Source organism: Plantibacter sp. Leaf1 (assembly GCF_001421315.1).
GTDB lineage: Bacteria > Actinomycetota > Actinomycetes > Actinomycetales > Microbacteriaceae > Plantibacter.
The window spans coordinates 2034753-2053956 of record NZ_LMJX01000002.1 but is presented as its reverse complement, the minus strand read 5'-3'; the positions used below and the strand labels follow the sequence as shown (position 1 = coordinate 2053956).

22 protein-coding genes are annotated in these 19204 nt (G+C 69.8%); 9 read left to right on the top strand and 13 right to left on the bottom strand.

The features are described from left to right. Positions 1-28: 28 nt before the first annotated feature. The 3 genes from ASE44_RS11980 to ASE44_RS11970 all read right to left on the bottom strand — a co-directional run bounded on the left by ASE44_RS11980 (position 29) and on the right by ASE44_RS11970 (position 2748). Positions 29-1381, bottom strand: coding sequence for a cytosine permease (locus ASE44_RS11980; protein WP_056780092.1), 1353 nt, complete (start codon positions 1379-1381; stop codon positions 29-31). A gap of 293 nt (positions 1382-1674) precedes the next feature. Then, positions 1675-2403: an alpha/beta hydrolase family protein gene (locus tag ASE44_RS11975; protein WP_056780088.1), complete on the bottom strand. Its 729-nt coding sequence runs from the start codon at positions 2401-2403 to the stop codon at positions 1675-1677. Between the two features lie 57 nt (positions 2404-2460). After that, positions 2461-2748 carry a hypothetical protein gene (locus ASE44_RS11970; protein WP_056009816.1) on the bottom strand — a complete coding sequence of 96 codons (288 nt, stop codon included), beginning with the start codon at positions 2746-2748 and terminating at the stop codon, positions 2461-2463. 52 nt (positions 2749-2800) lie between these two features. Here ASE44_RS11970 and ASE44_RS11965 point away from each other — a divergent pair, with 52 nt between their 5' ends. Next, positions 2801-3358 (top strand): GNAT family N-acetyltransferase, encoded by a 558-nt coding sequence (locus tag ASE44_RS11965; RefSeq protein WP_056781155.1) that lies wholly within the window; start codon positions 2801-2803, stop codon positions 3356-3358. Between the two features lie 489 nt (positions 3359-3847). Beyond that, positions 3848-5035, top strand: coding sequence for a methionine synthase (locus ASE44_RS11955; protein ID WP_056780082.1), 1188 nt, complete (start codon positions 3848-3850; stop codon positions 5033-5035). Between the two features lie 47 nt (positions 5036-5082). Here ASE44_RS11955 and ASE44_RS11950 read toward each other — a convergent pair whose 3' ends face one another. The 3 genes from ASE44_RS11950 to ASE44_RS11940 form a co-directional block, all read right to left on the bottom strand. Then, complete coding sequence (locus ASE44_RS11950; protein ID WP_056780079.1) at positions 5083-5991, bottom strand: cation diffusion facilitator family transporter; 909 nt, start codon at positions 5989-5991, stop codon at positions 5083-5085. A 46-nt stretch (positions 5992-6037) separates the two neighbouring features. After that, positions 6038-6250 carry a DUF2945 domain-containing protein gene (locus ASE44_RS11945; RefSeq protein WP_056780077.1) on the bottom strand — a complete coding sequence of 71 codons (213 nt, stop codon included), beginning with the start codon at positions 6248-6250 and terminating at the stop codon, positions 6038-6040. Between the two features lie 107 nt (positions 6251-6357). After that, positions 6358-6954, bottom strand: a complete 597-nt coding sequence (locus ASE44_RS11940; RefSeq protein ID WP_056009806.1) for a hypothetical protein — start codon at positions 6952-6954, stop codon at positions 6358-6360. Positions 6955-7069: 115 nt separating this feature from the next. Between ASE44_RS11940 and ASE44_RS11935 the strand changes: the two genes are divergently transcribed. Further along, positions 7070-8353, top strand: a complete 1284-nt coding sequence (locus ASE44_RS11935; RefSeq protein ID WP_056780074.1) for a threonine/serine exporter family protein — start codon at positions 7070-7072, stop codon at positions 8351-8353. Here ASE44_RS11935 and ASE44_RS19105 read toward each other — a convergent pair. Beyond that, entirely contained in the window at positions 8310-9383 is a 1074-nt protein-coding gene (locus ASE44_RS19105; RefSeq protein ID WP_082455983.1) for a GrpB family protein, read from the bottom strand. The two genes, ASE44_RS11935 and ASE44_RS19105, sit on opposite strands and share 44 nt — an antisense overlap. Positions 9384-9425: 42 nt before the next feature. Beyond that, the gene (locus tag ASE44_RS11920; RefSeq protein ID WP_056780071.1) at positions 9426-10541 is read right to left on the bottom strand and encodes a zinc-binding alcohol dehydrogenase family protein; all 1116 of its coding nucleotides are present in this window, start codon (positions 10539-10541) and stop codon (positions 9426-9428) included. Between the two features lie 102 nt (positions 10542-10643). Here ASE44_RS11920 and ASE44_RS11915 point away from each other — a divergent pair, with 102 nt between their 5' ends. Together ASE44_RS11915 and ASE44_RS11910 are read left to right on the top strand one after the other, a co-directional pair. Continuing rightward, a complete protein-coding gene (locus ASE44_RS11915; protein ID WP_056914194.1) occupies positions 10644-11210 on the top strand; it encodes a TetR family transcriptional regulator in 567 nt (188 codons plus the stop codon). An 82-nt stretch (positions 11211-11292) separates the two neighbouring features. Next, on the top strand, positions 11293-11691 hold the full coding sequence (locus ASE44_RS11910; protein WP_056009798.1) for a VOC family protein: 399 nt from the start codon (positions 11293-11295) through the stop codon (positions 11689-11691). Here ASE44_RS11910 and ASE44_RS11905 read toward each other — a convergent pair. The 3 genes from ASE44_RS11905 to ASE44_RS11895 form a co-directional block, all read right to left on the bottom strand. Further along, positions 11667-12350: a helix-turn-helix transcriptional regulator gene (locus ASE44_RS11905; RefSeq protein WP_056780066.1), complete on the bottom strand. Its 684-nt coding sequence runs from the start codon at positions 12348-12350 to the stop codon at positions 11667-11669. The genes ASE44_RS11910 and ASE44_RS11905 overlap by 25 nt on opposite strands. Before the next feature lie 80 nt (positions 12351-12430). Further along, positions 12431-12712 (bottom strand): hypothetical protein, encoded by a 282-nt coding sequence (locus tag ASE44_RS11900; RefSeq protein ID WP_056780061.1) that lies wholly within the window; start codon positions 12710-12712, stop codon positions 12431-12433. An 11-nt stretch (positions 12713-12723) separates the two neighbouring features. Continuing rightward, the gene (locus tag ASE44_RS11895) at positions 12724-13854 is read right to left on the bottom strand and encodes a hypothetical protein (protein WP_056780059.1); all 1131 of its coding nucleotides are present in this window, start codon (positions 13852-13854) and stop codon (positions 12724-12726) included. A gap of 73 nt (positions 13855-13927) precedes the next feature. Here ASE44_RS11895 and ASE44_RS11890 point away from each other — a divergent pair, with 73 nt between their 5' ends. Further along, positions 13928-14506, top strand: a complete 579-nt coding sequence (locus tag ASE44_RS11890) for a hypothetical protein (RefSeq protein WP_157579923.1) — start codon at positions 13928-13930, stop codon at positions 14504-14506. A 29-nt stretch (positions 14507-14535) separates the two neighbouring features. On the opposite strand, the gene ASE44_RS18570 is transcribed toward ASE44_RS11890, so the two are convergent. Beyond that, positions 14536-14778 (bottom strand): hypothetical protein, encoded by a 243-nt coding sequence (locus ASE44_RS18570; protein WP_056780051.1) that lies wholly within the window; start codon positions 14776-14778, stop codon positions 14536-14538. Between the two features lie 3 nt (positions 14779-14781). Further along, on the bottom strand, positions 14782-15828 hold the full coding sequence (locus ASE44_RS11880) for a LacI family DNA-binding transcriptional regulator (RefSeq protein ID WP_235522593.1): 1047 nt from the start codon (positions 15826-15828) through the stop codon (positions 14782-14784). Between the two features lie 160 nt (positions 15829-15988). Between ASE44_RS11880 and ASE44_RS11875 the strand changes: the two genes are divergently transcribed. The 3 genes from ASE44_RS11875 to ASE44_RS11865 all read left to right on the top strand — a co-directional run bounded on the left by ASE44_RS11875 (position 15989) and on the right by ASE44_RS11865 (position 19204). Then, entirely contained in the window at positions 15989-17284 is a 1296-nt protein-coding gene (locus ASE44_RS11875) for a sugar ABC transporter substrate-binding protein (RefSeq protein WP_056780049.1), read from the top strand. Positions 17285-17360: 76 nt separating this feature from the next. Beyond that, positions 17361-18278, top strand: coding sequence for a carbohydrate ABC transporter permease (locus tag ASE44_RS11870; RefSeq protein WP_056780046.1), 918 nt, complete (start codon positions 17361-17363; stop codon positions 18276-18278). A gap of 2 nt (positions 18279-18280) precedes the next feature. Then, positions 18281-19204 carry a carbohydrate ABC transporter permease gene (locus tag ASE44_RS11865; protein WP_327078816.1) on the top strand — a complete coding sequence of 308 codons (924 nt, stop codon included), beginning with the start codon at positions 18281-18283 and terminating at the stop codon, positions 19202-19204.

The window sequence follows — 19204 nt, the reverse complement described above, 5'->3', positions numbered from 1 at the left end:
GGAACGTGCGCTGGAGGTGCGCGGTGGATCAGTTGGCGGCGGTGGCTGGGCTGTCCGTCGGCACGTCGGCTGCGATCTGCGAGGTGTGGGCGACGCCGACCCCGCGGACCCAGCCGAGCTTCCCGGCGGCGATGTACAGCACCATCGAGAGGATGAGGGAGAGGACGGCGGGGATGCCCCAGGTGACGAAGTAGCCGGTGATCGCGGACACGGCCCAGATGATGATCGTCGCGGGGACGATGCGCGGTGCCGTCGTGGGCAGGCGACCGGACGCGCGGGTCTCGTCGAGCTCACCGCGCCAACGCTTCACGATGAAGTACTCGGCGACCATGATGCCCGCGATGGGCGGGAACGCGACACCGAGGATGATGAGGAAGCCGGAGAACTGGCCGAGGATGCCGACGGCGGCGAGGATCGAGCCGACGACGCCGAGGACGATCGTCGTGGTCACCCGGTTGAGGTTCTTGCCGAAGGCGGTGGAGATGAAGTTGACCAGGCCGAGGGTCGAGGAGTACAGGTTCCAGTCGTTGATCTTCAGGGTGCCGGTGATGACGATGATGAGACCGATGAGGCCGACCGAGGAGGTGACGATCGCGACGACGTTGCCCGAGGCGGCGGCGTGTGCCAGCAGGACGCCCGAGAGGCCGATGACGAACTCGCCGAGCGAGACACCGACGACGGTCTGCTTGATGACGTCGGCGCGGGAGCGGTTGAAGCGGGTCATGTCGGCGGTGATGATCGCCCCGACGATGAGGCCGCCGGCGACGATCCCGGTGCCCGCCCACACGCTCATGGTCGGGCCGGGGGCCGGGCCGGTCACGAGCTCCATGAAGTCGTGCTTGGTGAGTTCGCTGATGATCGACCAGCCGACGAGGATGAGGAACAGCGGCACGGTGATGTTCGCGAGCCACTGCATGCCCTTGAACCCATAGGCGACGATGGCCGTGACGGCGAGGCCGAAGATGAGGCTCCAAGCCCACACCGGCATGAAGCCCGGCAGGAGGGCATCGAGCGACTCGGCGGAGATGGCGCTCTGGATGCCGAACCAGCCGATGAGGCTGATGCCGATCGCGAGGCCGACGAGCGAGGCGCCCACCTCGCCGAAGCCGGTCCATCGGGCGAGGAGGGCGGTGTTGAGGCCCTCCTTCTGGCCGATGATGCCGACGATGCACATGATGACTTCGAGGATGATCGAGCCGAGGAGGAGGGCGAGGAAGGCCTCGCCGAAGGTCATGCTGTAGCCGAGGGTCGCGCCGAGGAGGAACTGGGACAGGGCCGACACCTGGCCGAACCGCTGGACGGCGATGCCGAACCAGGGCTTTTGTGCGTCGGGTCGGACGCGGGACAGGGCGAAGTCGTCTGCGTGTGCCATGCGAGCCATGGAGGTCTCCTGAAGGTGGGGGAGGAGCGGTGCGGGTTGCCGCAACGGTACTGACGTCCTGATCGCAGCACGATGTGCATCGTGCAGGAATGAGCTCTCGAAATCAGCACTCTGCACAATCCGGACGCGGAGCTGTCCCCACCCGGTCCATGAGTCCTCGACACCCGGTCTCTGAGTTCTCCCCACCCGGTCCCTGAGCTTGTCGAAGGGCGACGTTCTCCGTGCGCACTTCGACAGGCTCAGTGACCGGAGGGGGCTCAGCGACCGGGGGCGGTGATCGCTGGCTTGCCACCTCAGAGCGCGCGCTGGATGACCTCGAAGGTCCGTGCTCCGTCGAGCCCCATCATGTCGTGGCGGATCGCCGGGAACCGGGTCACCGTCCAGCCCAGCTGCGCGTAATGCGGGACGTCCCTGCTCGGGACGACGAGCTTGGCGTCGTCGGACAGCACTAGCGTCGAAGGGACGACCGGCGCGGCCGGCGTCACGGGGTTCGCGGCGACGTCCCGCAAGACCTCTGCGACCATCGACCGGTCCCACGCGGCGTGGGCGGCCTCCGCGAGCGCGACGTTCGCGGGACCCGTCGCGGGATCTGTGCGGTCGTAGAGCCAGGCCAGGAGCCAGGGCAGGCCGGGGATGTTCCAGAACAGTCGGGCTCCGAGGCCGCGGCCGGGCAGTTTCAGCCCGAATCCCGGGTCGAGGTAGACCGCGCGCGCCGGGCGGAGCGGTTCCACGATGTCGGCGAGGACCCGACCACCGAGCGAATGACCCACGATCGCGTCGAGGCCGGTCGGCAGCGTCTCGACCAGGTCGGTTGCGAGCGAGGCGAGGTCGTAGCGCTCGCCGCGTGCCCGATCGGCGCGAGGGCTGGCGCCGTGGCCGCGCAGATCGACGAGCAGGAACGTGTACCGCTCCGGATCGGAGGCGGCGACGACGTCGGTCCAGGCGGCGCCGTCGGCCAGGAACCCGTGGATGAGGGCGATGCGGACGGGTCCGTGCCCGCGTTCCTCGACGTGCAGACGCATGGCCCTCTTTCGATGGTGGTGGTGACGGTGGGATGACTCTACGCGGCGGCGCTGCGCTCAGGAGCGCACGAGCAGCCAGGCGAACGCGCCAAAGGACACGAGCCCCAGGATGGCCCCGACGATCGACCCGATCAGACTGAAGGTGGGCCACCGTGCGCCGGGTTGGCGGCTCATCCTGATGCCCTGGGCTGCGAACAGCAGGGGCACGAAGCAGGCGAGCACCGAGAACGTCCACGATCCGCCGTCCCTCGCCGTCGAGGCGACGAGGAAGATGGAGAAGGCGGCGATGGTGACACTGAGGATCGCACAGGCACGTGCGGAGATCGGTTCGTTCTTCGCGGCCATGCGGACAGGGTATCGAGTCGGGGTGGACAGCGACCAGAGCAGAATGGACGGCATGACCGACGCGACTTCGCCGACCCTGACGGAACGATTGACGCTCGCGCGCCCCTCCGAGCACGACCTGCCGGAGCTCCACGACCTCCACGCCGACCCCGCGGTGTGGACGCATCTGCCCTCCGCTCGCCACACCTCGCTCGAGGAGACCCGGGAACTGATCGGCCGCTATCAGAACGGATGGGACACCAACGGGCTCGACGTGTGGGTGGCGCGCGACACCGCGACGGGTTCGCTGATCGGCATCGGGGGCCCGAGTCTTCGCGGTGGGGTCGCTTGGAACCTGTATTACCGCCTGGCGCCCGCTGCTTGGGGGCGCGGATACGCCCAGGAGCTCATCTCGGCAGCGCGGGCCGCGGCATCGGCGTCGGCACCGGATCTGCCGGTCGTCGCATTCCTCCTGGAGCACAACGAGGGGTCCCGGCGGGCTGCAGAGCGTGCCGGTCTGGAGGTCGTCTGGCGCGGCCCCGACGCGGGCAACCCTGATCCCGATGCCGTGCGGCTCGTGTTCGCGGACCGCCCGCTCACCGACGAGGCGCTGCGGGTGTTCCTGAACTGAGCGCTGAGGCGACAGGCCCGGTGATCGGATGGTCGCTTCGGGAGCCCCGAGCGGTCCGCTGCTTCCGGGCGCGACCGGGTATTTTCGGCCAACCGGCCCGGAAACGCAAGGAGCTTACCCGAGTCTGTTCACCGACGGCATTCCTCGATACGGTGGGGAGATATGTCAGCCACCGTCGAGATGGAACACATGAGTCAGGTAGAACGCGAACGTCCGCTCCTGCGCAAGGGCAGCGAGGCGAGCTTCGTGCGGTGGGCCTTCGACGGACGCGCGTGGTGCGCCGACCTCGTGAGCGGCCAGTACCGCGGCGCGACGAAGACCGGGTGGCTCCTCCAGACGGACGACGAGCAGCGCGAACTCTNNCCCCCCCCCGGCTGGCGTAACCGGGAGCGATGAGGCTGGCGGCCCGCTGGGCGATGCGGCATCGTGGGACCGGCGCCCGACGGTTCCGTCCGCGCCCACCCGCGCCAAGCATCGAGGAGCTCACGCATGACCGACCGCATCCTGACCACTCACGCGGGGAGTCTGCCGCGCACGCCCGAGCTGACCCGGCTGCTCGTCGCCCGGGACCAGCGGCGCGCGTTCGACGTCGCGGAGCTGGAGGAGGTCGCGGCGGAGGCGGTGGCCGCAACGGTCGCCGCCCAGCTCGCGACGGGCCTCGACCTCATCAACGACGGCGAGGTCCCGCGCGTCGGGTTCTCGACCTACGTTCTCGAACGCATCGAGGGCTTCGGCGGCGCAGGGCACCGGAAGCCGACGCTCGACTCCCTGGCGTTCCCGGACTACGCCGCCTTCCAGGCCAAGCAGATCGTCGAGGGCGCCGACGTCGCGCGGGTCTGGGACCCGCCGATGGCGCAGGGCCTCCTCACGTACGACCCGACGCTTTCGGGCATCACCTCCGATCTCGACGGCTTCGACCGGGAGCTCGCCGTGCAGGCGGCCCAGGGGCGGGTGCCCGCCGGCACCTTCTTCTCCGCGGCCACGCCGGGGATCGTGTCGACGACCCTGCTCCTCGACGCGGCGAACCCCCACTACGGCGACGACCGCGCGTACGTGTTCGCACTCGCCGAGGAACTGCGGGTCGAGTACGAGGCGATCGTCGCCCGGGGCCACGTCCTGCAGCTCGACGCCCCGGACCTCGCCATGGAGCGGGTCATCCAGTTCGGCGATGCGACGCTCGAGGAGTTCCTCGCGGCGGTGGACCTCCACATCGACGCCCTCAACCACGCCATCCGGAACATCCCTCGCGAGCAGGTCCGGCTGCACGTCTGTTGGGGCAACTGGCAGGGGCCGCACCAGGACGACGTCCCCGTCGACGTGCTCCTCCCACACCTGTACCGGGCGAACGTCGGCGCGTTCAGCATCCCGCTCGGCAACCCGCGGCACCAGCACGAGGCTCCGGCGTTCCGCGAGCACCCACTGCCCGAGGGGGCGCTGCTCATCCCGGGCGTCATCGACGTCACCACCAACTACCTGGAGCACCCGCAGGTCGTCGCGAACCGCATCGTCGAGGTCGCGGAGGCGGTCGGTGATCCGACCCGCGTGATCGCCGGCACCGACTGCGGTCTCTCGACGTTCGCGAGCTACGAGTTCGTCGCGACGGACGTGGCCTGGGCGAAGCTCGGCGCGCTCGTCGAGGGTGCCGAGATCGCCTCGAAGCGGTTGTTCGGCGCCTGACCCGTCGCCGACCCGCGCGGGTGAGAGCGCGGGTGCGGGCCGGGCGCTCAGGCGGTGATCGACGCCTCGTCGCTCACGGAGAGCGTGAGCACGGCCTTGCCGATGAGGGCGTCCTGCTCGAGGTCGCCCTCGAGTCGGCGGAGCTGCCGCGCGACGTCGTTCTCCCGGTCGTCGCCGACGAGGTCGACGGACGCGACGAGGAAGAGCCGTTCCGGGCCACTGAACTCGAGGTACAGGGCCGTGACCCGCTCGATCTCGGGGTGCGCCAGGAGCGCGGTGATCGTCTGCGCCCGGTAGGCGGGGCTCGGCGAGGCCCCGAGGAGGTAGCGCCGGTTGCGGTTGATGAGCAGGAGCGCGACCCCGCCGAGCAGCACACCGATCGCGATCGAGCCGATCGCGTCCCAGACCGGGTCGCCGGTCACCTGGTGGAGGCCGATGCCGGCACCGGCGATGATGAGGCCGAGCAGTGCCGCGGAGTCCTCGAAGAAGACCGAGCGGAGCGTCGTGTTGGAGCCGTTCACGATGTAGTCGAAGAACCCGCGGCCGTACTTCTTCGCCGTGCGGCGGCCCTCGAGGATCGACTGCGTGAACGAGAAGCCCTCCAGGAGGAAGGCGACGCCGAGCACGAGGTAACTGAGGGCGTAATTCTCCATCGCCTCCGGAGCGGTGAGGCTCTGGATGCCGTGCTGGATCGAGACGACCGCACCGACGGTGAAGATCCCGAAGGCGGCGAACAGCGAGAAGATGTACGCGTCTCGGCCGTACCCGAGCGGATGGGCGGCGTCCCGCTGTTTGTCGGCGCGTTTGTCGGCGATGAGCAGGAAGATCTCGTTCCCCGCGTCGGCCCACGAGTGTGCCGCCTCCGCGAGCATCGACGCCGAGCCGGTCAGTGCGGCGACGATGGACTTCGCGATGGCGACGATGACGTTGGCCAGGAAGGCGATCACGACGGTCATGGGGCAACGCTACGCCCAGCCGGGCCGCCGTGTGCGCGAGGGACGCCTAGGACGTCAGGACGCGCAGCGCCGAGCCCTTGTGAGCGGCCTTCGCGCCCGTCTTCTCCGACTCCACGATGAACGCGGGCTCGTCGGTCGACGCCGTGAAGTGCTGGCCGTCGAACTGGAAGTCGGCGGTCTTCCGCTCCACGACCTTCCCCTGCGTCCGACCCTGCGAGGTGCCCCACGACACCCGGTCACCCACTCGTACGTCCGCCATGCTGCCTCCTCGTCGCCGGGCGCCGCACGCGCGACGTGTCGACGACGATGCCAGGACGGCTGACGGGCCGACAAGGGCTTGCGCCCCGTCCACTCTGCGGCCGAGTCCTAGAAGACGTTGATGACGTCCTCGCAGCTGCTCTCCTCGTCGAGGGCGGTGATGACCTTCTGGTCCTCGATGTCGCCGAAGGGGAAACCGTCGGGCTGGCCGTCGCCGTACTCGCCGATGTCCTTCAGGACCTCCTGCGATTCCGTGATGACCTGGTCGTAGTTGCGTTCCAGGACGGTGGGGAACTCCTCGAACTCGGCGATGCGTGCTTCGGCGATCTCGATGCGGGCGTCGTAGTGGTCGGTGAAGGCCGTGACGATCGCCTTGGCGTCCTCGCCCGCGGGCGGGTTGTCGGCGACGGCGTCCCGTGCAGCCTGGATGGTGGCGACGTGCGCGTTCGCGGCGTCGAGGATCGCCTGCTTCTGGACCGGGCCGTCCTCTGCCGTGCGGTCCGCGCTGCGGACGTCCATGAGCGAGCTGAGGACGTCGTTGTCGGCGTCGTCCGCGGCGAGCATCTCGCTCCAGCCCGTGCAGGCCTCCTTCGCGAACGCGGCGTTGTCGCCCGAGTCGCCTGCGTCATCGGCGCCCCCTGCGCATCCCGTCAACGCCATCATCATGGCGGCCCCTGCGATCGCCACCGTCCCGAACCTGCGCATTGCCGCCCCCACCGTCTCATCACGGCCCGACCCCCGGACCGCCTGATCAACGGTAGCGGGGGCGGTGGCGCCACCGCGATGGGGACACGTCCCCATCTCGCGTAGCGTTGGCGGGATGAGTGACGACGCCGCTACCGAGGGACACCGCAGGACCGCTGCGCACGCGTACAGTGCGCTCGGCTGCCTGCTCCTCGACGCGGGCACCTCCGTCACGGACGTCCGCGACTCCCTGGAGCGGGCGACGGCCGCATCGGGTGACGAGGGCCTCGCCTTCTCGGTGCTACCGCAGCTCATCATCGTCAACGACGTGCACACGGGCGCGGTGCTCGCGGTCGGCAACACGCACGGCGAGCTGTCGTTCCGCGGCGCGGCCCGGGCGAACCGGCTCATGCGCGAACTCGAGCTCGGGCACTGGCCGGTGGGCGACCTGCCGGCGCGGGTCCAGGCGATCCGGGAGACGCCCCGACCCCACGCCTCGATGCACTGGGTGGTCGGGAACCTACTGCTCGCCGGGGGACTCGCCCTGCTGTTCCGCTGCCCGTGGTGGGCGATCGTCGCCTCGATGCTCGTCGGCGCGTTCGTCGGCCTCGTCATCACCCTGCTGGCGCGGTGGCGGGGAGCGGTCGCGATCGCCCCGTTCGTGACGGCGTTCGTGTCGACGACGCTCGTCGGGACGCTCGCCTCGGCGATGGACCTCGGCCCAGTGCCGCTCTTCGCCGTCTGCGCGCCCATCGCGATCCTCGTGCCCGGGGCGCTCATCACGAACGCCCTGCTGGAACTGACCGCGACCGACATCGTGACAGGTTCGGCACGCCTCATGTACGGGTTGATCGTCCTCGCCTTCATGGCGGCCGGCATCTCGGCCGGGGCGCTGCTCACCGGCCTGTCGATCGACCCCGACTCCACGGCGCTCGTCGGCCAACTCGGCCGCGGCACCACGGACCTCGTCGGTTGGGAGGCGATCCCGCCGCTCTGGTTCACCTGGATCGGCGTCGTGATGCTCGCGGCCGGCATCGGGATCGCGTTCGGTTCCGGTCGCTCCCTGACGCTGCTGACGATCTGCGTGATGGCGCTGACCTATGCGGGCATCGTCCTGTTCGCGCCCCTCGTGGGGAACGCGGTCGCGACGGGACTCACCGCCGGGATCGTGTTCGTCGTCGCGCGCATCGTCGAGCGCTACTCGGCGGCGGTGCCGTCCAACGTCACGTTCCAGCCTGCGCTGCTCATGCTCGTGCCCGGAACCGTGGGGCTGGTCTCCCTCGCGACGCTCGAGGGCTCGGCGGTCACGGCGGCGCTCACGGTCTTCATCAGCCTCTGCGTCGGCGTCAAGACGGCGGCGGTCGTGACCGGGGTCGTCATCCCGCCGGTGCGTCCCCGGTCCGCCGCGCCCGCGCCTTGATCGCGAGGATGACCTCGGTCTTCGCGTCGGCGTAGTCGTTCATGTCGTCCCACGACCGGCTGAGCAGCTCCCGCTTGGTGTGCTCGTACAACGCGCGGTCGTCGGTATCGGCGCGCAGGTGGTCGCGGAGGAGCAGGTACTCGTCGATCTCCGGCGCGCCCTGTTCGTAGAGGTGCACGTGGACGTCGCGCTCCGGCGTCCGGACCATCCGATGGCGGGGCTCGCGGACGCGCAGCACGTAGCCCGCGGCCAGCAGCGGGTCGAGGTAGTCCTCCTCCGCCGTGATGTCCTCCACGGCGACCACGAGGTCGACGATCGGCTTCGCGGCGAGTCCAGGCACCGAGGTCGAGCCGATGTGTTCGATCGCCACCGCGTCGGCCCCGAGGGCGTCGAGGATGCGCCGCCGGTGCTCGCGGTACCGCTCGGGCCAGTACGGGTCGGCGTCGTGCAGCTCGACCCGGACCGGCTCTGCGCCTCCGACGAGCTCGAGCGCCGTGACGTCGGGGCGTCGGTGCAGGCCGTCCTGGAGAGCGCGGATGTTCGCGCCGAGGACACCGGAGGCCAACAACCCGGAACCGAGCGGGCCCGACGGGTCGGTGCCGAGCAGGGGGAGGAGACGGAGGGCGGACCGGACGGGGCCGCTCGCGTGCTCGAGCTGCCAGGCGATCTCGGTCGCACCGGCGCCGGGGTGGTCCAGCTCGGCGGCCTTCGCGGCGTAGGCGGCGGCGCCCAGCGCATGCGCGCCCATGTGCGCGACACCGGCCGCCTGCCCGGCAGACCAGGCGGCGGCCTTGGCTGCGGGCGCGGTGACCACCTGCGAGGCGCGGTTCGCGACGAAGCGTCGGCGGATCTCTCCGGCCGCATCCAGCTCGCCGGCCGAGAAGGCCCGCGCCCGCGCGATGGCGTCACGCGGACGGTCGTCGTCGGGCGCCTCCGCCTCGAAGAGCGGCAGGACCCGTTCGGCGCAATCGGCGGCCCAGGCGGCGACGAGGCGGCGGTCGGCTTCGGGGAGTGACTGCGGCGAGAGCATGCTCCACCTTCGCACGCCGCCGTCCGCAAGCTCTGCCGGCCGCTACAACCGGACGACGAGCTTCCGCGCCGAGACCCCGGCGCGGACGCGGTCGAGGGCGGGCTGGATCGCCTCGAGGCCCTCGCCGACCACCTCCGGTGCGGGTGCGCAGACGTGCCGGCCCGCGGCGAGTGCGCCGGGCAGGTAGTCCTCCCAGAGCATCGGGCCGACCTCGTTGGTCATGAGCGAGCTGCCCCAGACGTAGCGAGCGGTGACACCGGCCCGGCGCGCGCGGAGCTGGAGGGCGACGTTCGCCGCCACCAGTCGGCTCATGGTGCGCACGAACGCCAGGCTCGGACCGCCACGACGCGGTAGGGAGCCGAAGGACACCGAGGGGCTGGCGAGCGCGACGCGTCGGGCGCCGGTCGCCGCGGCCACGGCGACCGACGGTTCCGCTGAACCGGTGCCGACGGCCAGGACGCCGGCGACGTCCGAGCCGGCCAGGGCATCGATGAGGTCGGCCACGACGGTCGGGCTGCGGTAGTCGAGGACGATCTCGGCCCCGAGGGCTCGCATGCGGTCGTGGTTGTGGGGTGACGCGGTCGTGGCGACGCGGTGGCCGGACGCGACGGCGAGCTGGATGGCGTTGCTCCCGACGCTCGTGGCGCCTCCCCACACGACGACGGTCGTCCCGGTCGGGGCGGGGTGCTCGGAGGGGTGGGGGAGCGCCAGGTGGTCCGCTTGGAAGAGGGCGGTCGCGGCGGTGGAGATCGCGAGTGGGAGGACGACGGCGTCCTCGTCGCGCAGGTCCGCCGGGATAGGGGCTGCGAGGTCGGCTCGGACGACCGTGTACTGCTGGAACCCGCCCTCGGCCTCGTGGCGTCGGCCGCGTTCCATGCCGACGGCGTAGGCGACGACCCGGTCTCCGACCGCGAAGCGATGGACACCCTGCCCGATGGCGACGACTTCGCCGGCGACGTCCTCGCCGAGCACGGCGGGGCTGGGGAGCCAGCGGTACATGAGGTTCCCGGTCCACTGCTTCACGTCGTCGAGCGGGTTCACGGCCACCGCGCGGTTCCGGACGAGGAGCTCTCCCGGGCCCGGCTCGTGCATCGCGGCGGGACCCACGACGAGGTCTGCGCGGTGTGCTGGCAGCCAGGCTGCGGTGTTCGTCGACATGCGGACTCCAAGGGGATCGGGACGACGGGCATCCGGTCGATGACACGTCGTGCCATCACTGTACACCTGACGACACGTCGTGTCATCCGCTAGCCTGATCGCATGGCACGCTGGGCACCCGATGCGGCTCTCCGACTCGAGAGCGCTGCGATGGAGCTCTTCGCCGAGCGTGGCTTCTCGGCCACCACGGTCCCGGAGATCGCCGAAGCCGCCGGCCTCACGACGCGCACCTTCTTCCGGCATTTCGCCGACAAGCGCGACGTCCTCTTCCTCCGTGAACGGGAGCTGCCGGCGGTCGTCGGTCGGCTGGTCGCGATGGCGCCGCCCGGGCTCGACCCGCTCGCGCTCGTGATGTCGGGCCTTGAGACGGTCGCGGCGGGCGAGCTGCAACGCTGGCGGGACGACATCGCCGCCCGTCGGACGATCATCCGATCGGAACCGCAACTCCGCGAGCGGGAACGGTTGAAGTCCGCCGTGCTCTCCGACACCATGCGCGACGCCCTGGTGTCGAGTGGTGTGACGTCGGCCGACGCGGCGCTCGCCGCATCCATCGGGTCCGCCCTCTTCGACGCCGCCCTCGAGCAGTGGTTGGCCGGCCCGGACGACGTGCTCCTCATCGACGTCCTCCGCGGAATGCGCCGGCGCCTCGGAGATCTCGCCGGGCGCTGACCGAGGAGATTTGGGCCAGTGGCGAGCGCAGCGTGGCCGTTCTGTTCATGACCCCGCCGTCGCCCGCTCGTACGGTGGAACCATGACACTGAAACTCGGCTTCATCGGCATCGTGACCAACGACATGGCGGCCTCCCTCGCCTTCTACCGCACCCTGGGTGTGCCCGTCGGGCCGGACCAGGACGACGCTCCCCATGTAGACGCCGTCCTCGACGGCGGCGTGACGCTCGCCTGGGACACGGTCGCGACGATCCGCGGCTTCGACCCCTCCTTCACCCCGGCAACTGGTGGACACCGGATCGCGCTCGCCTTCGACCAAGGGAGTCCAGCGACCGTCGACGCCACCTTCGCCGCACTCGTCGATGCCGGATACGCCGGGCACGTCGAGCCCTGGGATGCCGTGTGGGGACAGCGGTATGCGACGTTGCTCGATCCGGACGGGAACTCCGTCGACCTCTACGCCGCGCTCGACACGAACTGAGCGGGGCTCGAGCCGACGAGCCGGCGGAACTCGCGGGAGAGATGGGGTTGATCCGCATATCCTGCCTCGGCGGCGACATCGGCGATGGGCATACCCGAGCGGAGCAGCGTCCGAGCTCGTCGAGACCGTTCCAGGCGCACGAGGGTGGTGTAGCCGTACCCGAACGTGACGAGCATCTGACGCCGGAAGGAGCGTTCAGATCCGCTCAGCGTGCTGGCGACGTCTCGTGCCGGAGCCGCCTCGGACGCCGCTCGGCGGACGGCGTCCGCCCAGCGACTCGACGCCGCAAGCTGGACGGCGAACGCCTCGAGCGTGCCGACCGGGGCGGGCCCGGCTTCGAGCGGGATCATCGCCTCGCGCAACCGTGCCGCGGTCCGACGATCGGTGACGTCGTCGAGCGGCACGAGCTGATCCGCGATCGCTGCGAGATCGATGCCGAGCAGGAGCCTGGCCCGACCGGGCTGCATCCTGAATCCGAACGACCCGGTGGCCCCGTCGCGACCGGTGGCGAGCCACCGTGTGGACGGTCCGGCCACCTCGACCCGGCCGTCGCGGAGGATCAGGTCAACGCAGCCGTCGGCCGGGACGACCGCCCCGCCCGCGCTGTCTTCTGAGCGCCACAGCGCTTCGCCGTAGAGGAAGACACGCTCGGAGTACATGGGATCAGTTTCTCAATCGGCGTCCGATCGTGTCGACGAGGATTCGGACGAGGACAGGGACCACGCCGTGCTGACTTGCGTCAATTCCGGTCGGACTCTTTCGCAGGGAGCGCGACCTGCCACAGGATGAACGCGGTGACGCTGCACACCGCGAGCACGGCGCCAATCACCAGTGCGGCCGTGCCGGTGGACGCGAGCCACTCGTGGTGGGTGATCCAGCTGGGATCGTCCTGTGGGAAGTCGAGGAACGACGCGTAGGTCGAGATGCTCACGACGCCCGCCGCGAGGAACGCCGCACTCAGTGCGGAGGTGCTCCAGGACAGCGCCAACCAGGCTCGAGAGCGTGCTGAGGTGCTCTTCATCGCGCTGCCGCTCACTCGTGGCGGCCGACGCCGGGGCAGGCGGGTGCCTGAGCCAGCCACCAGGCGGCGATCGCCTGGTCGGCCTCGCTGGGGTCGCGTGGTGGATCCAGCTCGTCGTCAGCGCTGCCGCATGTTTGGGCCGTGAAGCCGGCGATCCGCGGATTGTCGGCGCTCATCGAGAACGAGATCGCCGTCTCCGAGGTGTTCGCGAGCGTCGTCACCTGCTGGTAGGCCGCCCACTGCGGACTCGCCTGCAGCTCCGCGAGGGGCACTCCTCCCAGCGGTGCGTCCTCGGGGAACGCGACTGAGACGATGAGCTCATCGGGCCGGTCGAGACCGCGATCGTGCTGCTCCGCGTACCAGTCGATGCCGGCCACCGAGCCACCGAGGGGCGCGAGGACGGCGGTCGTCCCCTCGATTGCCGCGATGGTCTCCAGTACGGCGGGCGGGACGGGGAGGCCGGTCGCACTGAACCGAGGGGCTCCGGAGGACGACTCGGGGTTGTTCAGGACGAGCGTGGTCTCCGCAGCTGCCAGCGGGTCCGGGAGCTCGGCCTGGAACTCCCCGACGAAGCCGGCGATGGTGGCTGGCGCGAGCGGTTCGGCGAAGACGAACATGACCTGGAGGTCGGAGGATGCGGGTCGATCCCCGTCGGCGGATGTCGCGACGAGCTCGACCCGGATCGAATCGACCGCGACCGGATCCGTGTCGGCCGCCCACTCGCGCCAGGCCGTCACGGTCGCATCGATCGTCTTCGCCGGTGCACCGGTGCCGAACCGGACCGAACCCCCTGCGGCGTCCTCGATGATCACCTCGCCGGATTCCTTGCCGTCGGTCGCCTGAGCAGCAGCCGTCGCGACGTCGGCGTAGGACTCGGGCGGAGCGCCGTCGGCCATCTCGACGGTGATCCTGGCGTTGTAGTACGTCTCGAGCCCGCCGCCGTTCGACGCCTCGACCGTTCCACTGACGTCCTCGACATCGGGCAGGCCCTCGACGGCCTCGACGATCGACGCCCGCGCCGCGTCAGCGCCGGCGCTCGAACCGCACCCGGTGAGCAGGACCGCGGCTGTGACCGCGCCGAGTCCGATGGCGATCGCCCGGCGTGCGTTCCGGCGCGCGCGGGCGCCTCGTGATTCCCCCATGCAGGGAGGCTATCGTGACGCCGCGCTCGTCGTCCGGCGGACGGCGGGGGCTTCCATGGTCGAGGATGGATCCATGCCGAACCGGGAGCCGTTCAGCACCAACCCCTACCGCATGAGTCGTCGGCGCATCTCGACGCTGAGCGGTGCGCTCATCGGATCCCTGGTGCTGCTCGTCGGCGTCGCCCTCGTCGGGGCCGCGATCGGCGGTGACGACGCCGAGTCCTGGGTCGCCATCGTGTTGTACGTGGCGTTCGGCCTACCGCTGGCCGTTGGTGCGGTCCTCGGTGGCCTGGCGATCTCCCGGTGGGGATGGGTGGCCGGCACCGTGTTCGGCTTGGGTTGGCTGACGATCCTCGTCGTCGTCTTCGACAACGGGTTCGGACTGTTCACCGACGGCGAGGCCGTGGGGCCGGTGGTCTTCGACAACGCGATCTGGCAGATCATCGGCGTCGCCGGTCTGGTCGTCGGCGGAGCACTGTTCTTCGTCGCCGGCTGGCTGAGCAAGGTCCCGATGTGGATCGGCGGGCCGGCGGGCGGCGTCGATGTCTCGCGCCGGAAGCGCTCGGGCGAGGGGAACGCGGTCGTCCCACCGGCGAAGCGCAAGTCGCGCCCGAAGCCGAAGGGTCGCTCGAAGCAGCAACGGCGCCGCTGACGAGCTGAGGTGATCACGGAGCCGACCGCTCAGTCGCCTCCGCCACCCCCGCCGTCTCCACCGCCGCCAGAATCTCCGCCGCCGGAGTCCCCGCCGTCGCCACCGGAGTGGTGATGGCCGCCGTCCGAGGTGAAGGGCATACCGGAGTCGGATGAACCGCCGTCGCGGTTCGAGCCCGGCGGGCGTCCGCTGCGGGATCGGGTGATGATCGTGATCAGTGCGACCACGATGATCGCGACGGCGACGAACGCGCCGATCATCGAACCGTCCATGGCTCAGCGCCTCGGGATCGTGGAGCCGCGGAGGACGAGCCGGCCCGGCAGGTACTCGACACCCTGCGCGACCTCCGTGCCCTCGATCGCCTCGAAGATGCGCGTGGCGGCGAGTCGGCCGAGCTGTTGCAGGTTGGCGTCGATCGACGACAGTTCCGGACGCGAGTTGGTGGCCAGGATCTCCCAATTGTCGAAACTGACGACCGCCACGTCGGTGGGGACGTCGCGCCCGAGGTCGCGGACGGTGTCGAGGACGCCGCGCGCGATCTGGTCGGAACCGGCCACGATGCCGTCGATCTCGGGGTGCTGGGCGAGGAGCATGGCCGCGGCATCCCGACCCCAGTGCTCGGTCCACTCCGAGAACATCGGGGTGCCGACGAGCTCCAGGCCCGCGGCGGCGAGCGCATGCTGCACACCCGTCACGCGGTCGCGGGCTGCCGCGTACTGGGGCTCGCCCGTGATCATCGCGATGCGGGACCGCCCGCAGGCGATCAGGTGCTCGACGGCGAGCCGACCGCCGTCGCGGTTGTCGGGCGTGATCGAGACGTCGGTCGGGTCGTCGGACGGTGCGTAGGCGTACACGACCGGCACGGGCAGCTTGTGGCCGAGGGACGGGCGGGGGTCGGTGCTGCGGCCCACGACGATGATGCCGTCGACGCGCCGGGTGAGGAGGGCGTTCAAGTGGTGCTGCTCGCGGATGGCGTCCCCACGCGCGTCGCAGAGGAACACGTTCACCTGTCCGGCGCCGAACGCGTCCTCGGCGCCCATGAGGATCGGGATCACGAAGCGACCCTCGAGGTCGCTCGTGAGGAGGCCGACGGTGCCGGTGCGGCCGTTGATGAGGCTGCGGGCGAGTTCGTTGGGCGTGAAGGACACGGTCTTCGCGGCGTCGAGTACGCGCTGGCGGGTCTTCGGTGCGACCTCGCTGCGTCCGTTGATGGCCTTCGAGGCCGTCGCGATCGAGACACCGGCGATGCGGGCGACGTCGCCGAGCGTCGCTGCCCTGCCGCTCGTGGCCCCGCCTGCGGCCATGGCGTCTGCATCGGTCATGACGCCCCCCTTCTCGTTCCGGAAACGTTACCGGATTCCGCTCTTGACGCTACCGTGATCCCAGGCTAGCTTTACCGAAAGGCGTTTCGACAGTTTCGAAACTTCTCCCCGCACCGCCGGACCCGACCGGTCCGCTCAACGATGAGTCAGAGGAGTCACCATGCGCAGCACGCACACCAGACGGATGCAGCGGGTCGGAGGAGTGGTCGCCGCCGGCGCCCTCCTCGTCGGCCTCGCCGCCTGTTCCTCCGGCGGCGGTGGGAGCTCGCCGCTCGCCAGTGCCGGCCCCGAGGGCGTGGACGACGGTTCCGAGCTCACGCTCTGGACCCGCGCCCCACTGGAGAAGCAGGCCAAGCTCCTCGTCGAGGCCTACAACGCCTCGCACGAGAACCAGGTCAAGCTCACCGTCGTCCCGAACGACGACTACGTCGCCAAGGTCGGCGCGGCAGCCGGTTCCGACAGCCTCCCCGACCTGTTCGCCGCCGACATCGTCTACGTCCCCAACTGGGTCGAGCAGGGCCTCTTCCAGGACCTCACCGCCAACATCGACGGACTCGACTTCAAGGACGAGATCAACAAGGGCCACCTGGCCGCCGGCACCGCCGACGACAAGGAGCACGTCCTCCCGTTCGTGCTCGACCTCTCGATGCTCTTCTGGAACAAGGAGCTGTACAAGGAGGCCGGCCTCGACCCCGAGCAGGGTCCGACGACCCTGGCCGAGTTCGCCGAGGACGCCAAGGCCGTGCAGGCCCTCAACAAGCCCGACACCTACGGCACCGCCACCGGGCTCAACTGCGGCGGCTGCCTCGTGTTCACCTGGTTCCCGAGCGTCTGGGCCGACGGCGAGCAGGTCATGAACGAGGACGGCACCGAGTCGCTCCTCGCCGAGGACGGCGCCAAGGAGGTCTACAGCACGTGGGCGGACCTGTGGAAGTCCGGCGCGGTGCTCCCCTCCTCGAAGGACGAGGCCGGGCCCACCTGGACCGCCGGCTTCACCGAGGGCAAGGTCGGCGTCATGCCGTACCCGGCGACCCTGCTGTCCTCCACCCCGTTCGACGTCGGCGTGTCCGGCATCCCCGGCCCGAAGGGCGGCGACTCGACCTTCGTCGGTGGCGACGGCATCGGCGTCTCCAAGGACTCCAAGAAGGCCGCGCAGTCGTGGAACTTCCTCAGCTGGCTGATGTCCGAGGACGCCCAGGTCGGAGTCCTCGCGAAGGACAACGACGTCGTCTCCCGCTCCGACCTCGCGAACAACGAGTACTCGAGCAAGGACCCGCGACTGGTCACGATCAACGAGGTCGCCTCCAAGGGTGACACCCCGTACTCGCTGAACTTCCAGGAGGCCTTCAACTCGCCGACCAGCCCCTGGCTGACGCTCGTGCGGAACGCGGTCCTCGAAGGCACTGACACGGTCGACGCCGACAGCGACGCGATCACGGACGTGCTCTCGCAGTAGTCCGACCCGCGGGTGCGTCGTCGCATCCCCCGCTGTGACGGCGCACCCGCACCCACCCGCTTCGAAAGGTCCACCCATGAGTACCACCCTCGCCAGACGAGGCCCGACGGACTCGGTCGGAGCCAGGAGACGTCGAGCCGTGCACGCCCGCACCGGCTGGCTCTTCGCGCTCCCGACGGCCGTCTTCGTCGTCCTGCTGTTCCTCGTCCCACTCGGACTCGTGTTCCAGATGGCCGCGTCCGACTGGCCCCTCCTCGGCGGCAACCAGGGTGTGAACTTCCCCGAGAACTTCCCGAAGGCGATCGACAACCGCTTCTTCCTCGACTCGGTCGTCTTCACGCTGAAATACACGGTCATCGCGACCGTCCTCCTCATCGGCCTCGGTCTCGGCCTCGCGCTCCTCGTGCAGGAGTCCAGCCGGTGGAAGGGGTTCCTCCGCACCGCCTTCCTCATCCCGAGCGCCCTCGGCCTCGCCTCGGCGTCGCTCCTCTTCTACGTGCTCTACTCGCCGATCGCCGGCCCGTTCGCCGACCTCACGAAGGCCATGGGCTTCACGTTCCTCGGCACCCCCGACGCGGCGCTCTGGTCCACGGTGTTCCTCATCGTCTGGCGCTTCGCCGGCTTCTACATGCTGCTCATGCTCGTCGGCCTCCAGGGGATCCCCGAGGAGGTGTACGAGGCGGCCCGCATCGACGGCGCATCCCGTTGGCAGACCTTCCGCGACATCACCGTCCCGCTCCTGAAGCCCACCCTCGCGCTCACCACGGTGATGTGCGTCACCGGTTCCCTGCTCGCGTTCGAGCAGTTCTACATCCTCACCAAGGGCGGCCCGGACAACAGCACGATCACCGTCGTCCAGCTCATCTACAACGTGGCGTTCCAGGGCCCGAACAACCTCGGCGTCGCCGGCGCCCTCTCGGTCCTCGTGCTCGCCGCGCTCATCGTCATCAACATCGTGCAGATCCGCGCGTTCAGCAAGAAGGTCGAGGACTGAGCATGACCATCACCCGGAAGGAACCGGCCACCGTCACCTCGACGATGCCCGACGTCCGCGGACACGGACGCGCTCGCGGCCGCGGACGCGAGGCCAAGCCCACGAACTTCTTCGGCATCGCCATCAGGATGCCGTTCTGGATCTTCACCGCGGCGCTCGCCGTGATCTTCCTCTACCCGCTCGTCTGGACCGCCGTGCGTTCGGTCTCCCCGCTCGCCGGCACGAACCAGACCGAGGGCTGGGGGTTCGGCAACTACATCACGCTTGCGGGCTACCAGGACGGCATCCTGCAGTACGTCGGCAACTCGGTGTTCGTCTCCTTGCTCACCGTCATCCTGACGCTCGTCATCTCACTCTTCGGCGGGTACGCGTTCGCCCGGTTCCAGTTCCGCGGGAAGAACGCCCTGTTCCTCGCGACCATCGCGATCCTCATGGTCCCGTACGCCACGCTGCTCATCCCGCTGTACGTGCTGCTCAACCTGGTCGGGCTCTCCAACTCGCTCGTCGGGGTGGCGCTCGTCCTCACCATGTTCCAGCTGCCGTTCTCGACCTTCATGATGCGCATCGCGTTCGAATCGATCCCGAAGGAGCTCGACGAGGCGGCGATGGTCGACGGCTGCACCTCGTGGACCGTGCTGTGGAAGGTGCTCGTGCCGGCGGTGAAGCCCGGCCTCATCACGGTCGGACTGTTCGCGTTCCTCGCGGCGTGGAACGACTTCATGGCGCCCCTCATCCTCATCAACGACTCGGCGAAGATGACGCTGCCGCTCGCGGTCTCGAACCTGCGCGGTCAGGTGCAGGGCGTCGTCGACTACGGCGCGACCGAAGCCGGTGTCGTCGTCCTCGCGTTGCCGTGCATCCTCCTCTTCCTCATCCTCCAACGTCACTACGTGCGCGGCTTCATGTCCGGCGCCTTCAAGGGGTAA